General features: G+C 69.3%; 1 protein-coding gene. It reads right to left on the reverse strand.

Annotated features, from left to right (window positions below):
- Positions 1-313: 313 nt before the first annotated feature.
- Positions 314-5,168: RHS repeat-associated core domain-containing protein (locus tag AB0J64_RS56640; RefSeq protein ID WP_364046921.1), on the reverse strand; the 4,855-nt coding region annotated here is incomplete at its 5' end.

A 5,168-nucleotide genomic window follows, 5' to 3' on the forward strand; every position in this document is an offset into this window, starting at 1 on the left:
CTCCGTCAGCGGCGCTCTCTTTCGCCTCCCTCCATACAGCCAGGGTGAGGTCCTGGCGGAGCCGTACCGCGAAATCGGTCGGCCGTTGCACCGGGGCCGCGCCGAAGGGAATGAGCGGTCCGTCGACATCGAGGAAGAGCAGGGGCCCTGAGTGGGACCGGTCACGGCTGCACGATAGCGGCGCATCCTGACAGACAGCACGACTCGACGGAGCTCCTGCCCGCACAGTGGCATACCGTTCGGGCAGGAGCTCCGTTCCTCTTTCGACTAGCCTCGCCTACACCGCATCACGCTAGATCACACGGCATGGGTATCAGTTGGGCGGGACCGCCGGCGGCCTGATGATCTCCCAGATGCGATAGACACGCGCCCACCCTTTCGAGCGCGGAGCCTCCGACACGTACGGCTTGGAGGCCGGGCCGTGCGCGGTGCCCTGCCACGCGATGCCTTCCGTCTCTGTCCGGGCGCTCCTCGTGTACGCCCCGGTGGGCTGGGTCCTCCCCAACTGCTCGTCGATCGAGCGTCTCTGCGCGTCGGTCAGCCCGCGCGACTGAGTCTGGCCGGTGTTCGGCGGATTTCGCTGTGCCTTGGGCGGCGACTGCCGTTGGACCGCCCTGCGGCTGGTCGGACGGACGGCAGGCCGGTGCCTGACCGTGGACCGGGGCCTGCTCGCGCGCCTGGTCACCGCCCTGCGCGCAGCTTCGGCTCGGCGCCTGGCCGCCGCGGCCCGGCGCGCTGCCGCTGCCGCTCTTCGCCTGGCCGCCGCGGCGGCCGCCCGCTGCCTGGCCAGCGCGGCCTTCTTCCTGGCCGCTTGCGCCGCCCTCTTCTTGGCCGCTTCCGCGGCTCTCTTCCTCGCTGCTTCAGCCGCCTTCTTCCTGGCCGCTTCGGCGGCCCTGCGCCTGGCCGCCTCCAGGGCTCGCCTTCTGGCCGCTTCGGCGGCCCTGCGCCTGGCAGCGGCGAGCGCCGCCCGCCTGGCAGCGGCCGCCGCCGCCCGTCTCGCGGCGGCCTGGGCGAGCTTCCTGGCGATGATGCGGGCCGCGATCCTGGCCGCGATGCCGACCGCGATCCAGAACAGCTGCCCGTCGGGGTCGCTCATGGTGACGGGGCTGTTGTTGGCGTAGGCGTAGGCGTTGAGCTGCTGCGGATCGCCTTCGTCAATGATGGGGTCGACCGAGAGGAAGCGGCCGTTCTTGGGGTCGTACTCGCGGGCGCCGAGGTGGACGAGCCCGGTGGTCGCGTCCTTGGTACCGCCGACGAATCCGCGTTGTCCCGGCCACCAGGGTGGTGGTGTCCCGCGATCCTCGCCGAACGGGGTCTGCCTGCGGATGGCCGCGTCTCCGGTGCCGGCGTTCACCATGGCCTGCGCGGTGCCCTGGTGGTCGTTGGCCATGAAGTAGACCTGGTTGTCCGGCATGCGCACCGCGATGGCCTCGCCACCGATGGTGTAGTAGCGGGTCTGCTCGACGACGTCCTTGGCGTAGTCGAGGCGCAGTTCCATGTCGTCGATGTAGAGGGTGGCGTCGGTCGGCGTCTTGCGGAGCAGGCGGTCGCCGTCCGCGTCGTAGATGAACGAGGTCGTCTTGCCGGCCTCGGTCACCGACTCCAGGTTCCCTTCGGCGTCCCAGACCAGGCTCTGGTCGGCGGTGCCGACCTTGCGCCGGGTGGTGTTGCCTGCCGCGTCGTAGGCGAACAGGTCGGCTCCGACGGTCTGCAGTGCGTGCGGCTGCTTGCCGCCCGCCGCGGGATAGGTGAAGGTGCGTACGGTCTCGGCCGCGCCGCCCCAGGCGTGCTTGGTCTCCTGCGTACGGTTGCCGGTGACGTCATACGCATAGCTGACCGCGTACGGGGCCACACCGCCGATCTTGTCGGACTGCGGGGTGCCGCCGGCACAGTCGTCGGTGGCCGTCCACGCCGAGGTCATGCGGCGCAGATGGTCATATTTGAAGCACTGCGTGTCCTGGCCGGCCGCACCCTTGTCGGCGATCTTGGTGATGTTGCCGGCCCCGTCGTAGGTGTAGTTGAGGTCCAGATCGCTGGCGGCGGCACCTGCCCGGTCCAGCCGCATGCCGGTCAGCCTGCGGGTGCCCTCGTCGTGGGTGTAGGTGAGCCAGGTCTTCTTGGTGCCCTCGCCCAGTTCGTACTGGAGGGTCTCGCCCATCTTGGAGTAGCGGACCGCGCTGACGTATGCCGACAGCCCGGTGACCTTGGTCGGCTGGCTGAGCCCGTCGTAGCTGTAGACGACCGACTCCTCCGCCAGCCCGCCGCCCGCCGGGAAGCTGACCGACTGGACCTGGTCGTCGAGGGTGTAGCGGGTGTTGAGCTGGTAGGAGCCGGCGAGCTTGCCCTCCCGCTCGGGGATGATGATGGTCTGGCGCAGGGCGCGGTAGTCGGCGTCGATCGCGTTGATCTCGGCCGTGTACGCCTGCCCCCCGACGTACCGGATGCTGGCGTTGAGCTCTCCCTTGGCCAGCGCATCGTACTTCCACTCGGCCAGCAGCGGGCCGCTCGCGGAGCCTTCGCGCATCTGCGTCTTGCGACCCAGGGCGTCGTAGCCATACCACAGGGTCTTGCCGCGCGAGTCGGTGGTGGTGACGATCTCGTCGGCGTCGTTGTACGTGGTGGTCGTGACGCCCTTGTCCGGGTCCTCGGTCTTGATCTCCCGGCCGCGCAGGTCGTAGTGGTGGCGCCAGACGTTGCCCGCCGGGTCGGTCACCGTGGACAGGCGGCCGGCGTGGTCGTAGGTGTACTTGGTGGAGTCGTACTCGCCGGTCGGGGTCGCGCCCTTGTACTGGCGCAGCTCGATCAGCCGGTCCTGCGCGTCACCGATCCGGGTCGTCGCCGTACCGCCCGGCGGCGGTGTGACGTGGATCCTGTCGCCCTCCTCCTTGGTCGTCACCCGGTACTTCTCCACGCCCTTCACCTTGAAGACCTGGGCGTTGACCTCACCCGCGCCGTCGAACAACGACACGACCTGGCTGGGGACGGCGGAGTCGGCCACCGCCAGCAGGTCGGTGGACGGCGTGCCCGTGGCGAAGTAGCCGGTGTTGGCCTTGTACTCCTCGCCCTGGGAGTTGTGAAAGGTGTCGGTGATCGTGCGCCCGTCACGTAGCGCGGGGTCCGTCGTCTGATCGTCCGTGGGCGCGGGTTCCTGGGTCTGGCGCTCACGCATCAGGCCGTCGTACAGCTCGTGGCTGGTGGTGTAGCCGCCGTCCGCGCCCAGCGTCTTGGTGGTGACGACGCTGGGGCCGTCAGTACGCACCGTGTAGGAATACTCGGTGCTGGGCGACTGCCCGGCCGCCTTGCTGCGGTCGGCCTGCCAGACCTTGATCAGGCGGCCGAGCGCGTCGTACTCCATGTCGACGCGGCGGTTGTTGGCGTCGATCTCGGCGATGGGCTCCCCCCAGGCCGGTTCGAGCTGGGTGCGCTCGACGTGACCGAGCTGGTTCGTCTCCGTGGTCTCCGTCGCCGGAGCGCCCGTGGCCGGGCTGTAGGTGGTGACGGACTTGGTGCCGACCGGGTCGGTCTCACTGGTCTCGCGGCCGTAGACGTCGTAGGTGTGGGTAATGCCGGTGATCGTCTGGCCGTCCGCCGAGACGAGCTCCTGGACCGTGGTCACGTCGCCCTTGGTGGGCGGCTGGCCGTTCGCCTGGCCGTCGTACTGGATCTTCTCGTCGGAGAGCACCTCACCGGCGGCCAGCGTGGAGACCGCGGTGCCGCAACCGGCGGCGACCTTCTGGACCCTGCTGGGGTAGTCGAGCATCCAGGACGTGTCATTACGGGCGTAGCTGTAGCGGGTGCACTCGTCGTCATCCGCGCTGGCCAGGTCGCCCTTTTCGTCCACCTGGAGGAGCAGGCCCTTGGCGTCGTACGAGCGCTCCTCACCGGTACGCCGCCACTTGTCTCCGGCCAGCGCGGTGCGGGTGACCATGGACTTGGGCTGGACCACGTGCGCGGCCTTGGTGACGCCGCCCTGCGTGGACTCGGCCGTCTTGACCGACCACGGCTCCTGCGCGGTCGCGGTCAGGACCGCCCCGCCGTCACCGTCGAAGAGGATCTCCTCCCGCTCGAACCCGGCCAGTTGGTCGAGGTCGTCCAGCTTGACGCCCTCGGAGTCCTCCACCTGTGCGCTGCGCTTGGAGCCGTCCGCCAACTTGTCGCCGTGCATACCGCGGAAGAACCGGAACTCCGTCAGCGTGCGCTTGCCGTCCTGCCCGTCGCCCTCGCGGACGCGAACCCGGCCGTAGCCGCGGTAGTCGGCCCAGGTGCGGTGCTCGGGCTTGACGAGGATGTTGTCGGCGTAGTGCCAGCCGGCGCCGTCCAGGTACTCGTAGTCGGTGACCACGTTCGGCGAGCCCGCGACGCGGTCGACCTCGATCGTCTGCGTGACCAGGTACTTGTGGAACCAGTCGGTGACCTCGGCCTCGCCCGGTGGCGCCCAGCGCTGCGGGAAGCAGCGCCTGGTGTTCTTGTCGGCCGTGGGGACGTCGCCCGGCTTGCAGTCGGCCGGCGAGTAGTTGATCCGCAGCTCACCGCCGGACTCGTTGTTGATCGCCTGCACCCGCCACTTGACCAGAGGGGCGCGGCCCTCAAGGGCGTCCACCCGGTTGGGGAGTTGCACGCCCGTGAACTTGACCGGGGGAAGCGTTATCGTGCCGCCCACGTGACCGGTCTGCTGAATCGAGGCCAGCCACAGCGCCGGACTCATGCCGTCACCCGAGGCGGGGAACTGGTGCGCCAGCGTCCACGAGTCCACCGCGCAGTACTGCGCGCCCGAGCATTTGGCGGTGTTGGTGTTGAGGATCTGCGTGGTGACCTTGGCCAGGCGCTTGCGGGTGAAGAACGTCGGAGCCAGACGGTCGGTGCACTTCACCCCCGCGTCGCAGATCTGGTCGAACGGCACATCCGGCCAGGAGCTCGCGGTCTCCTTCTTGAGCTGGTCGGCGGCGCAGGTCACCGTGCCGCTGGGCAGGCAGCGCTCGGCGACGTCGAACACCACGCGAGCGGCCGGCGGCTTGGTGAACAGTTCGTTCTTCAGGTAGCCGTAGTCGATCCGGGTGAGGTACGCGCCGCGCACGTACTGGGTGCCCAGCTCCGGCTTCATGTTGCGGCCGTAGTAGTTGGTCTCGCGCTCGTACCAGTACGTGGTGGCGTTGCCGTGGGTGTCCACC

It is taken from the genome of Nonomuraea sp. NPDC049695, assembly GCF_040674955.1.
Lineage (GTDB): Bacteria > Actinomycetota > Actinomycetes > Streptosporangiales > Streptosporangiaceae > Nonomuraea > Nonomuraea helvata.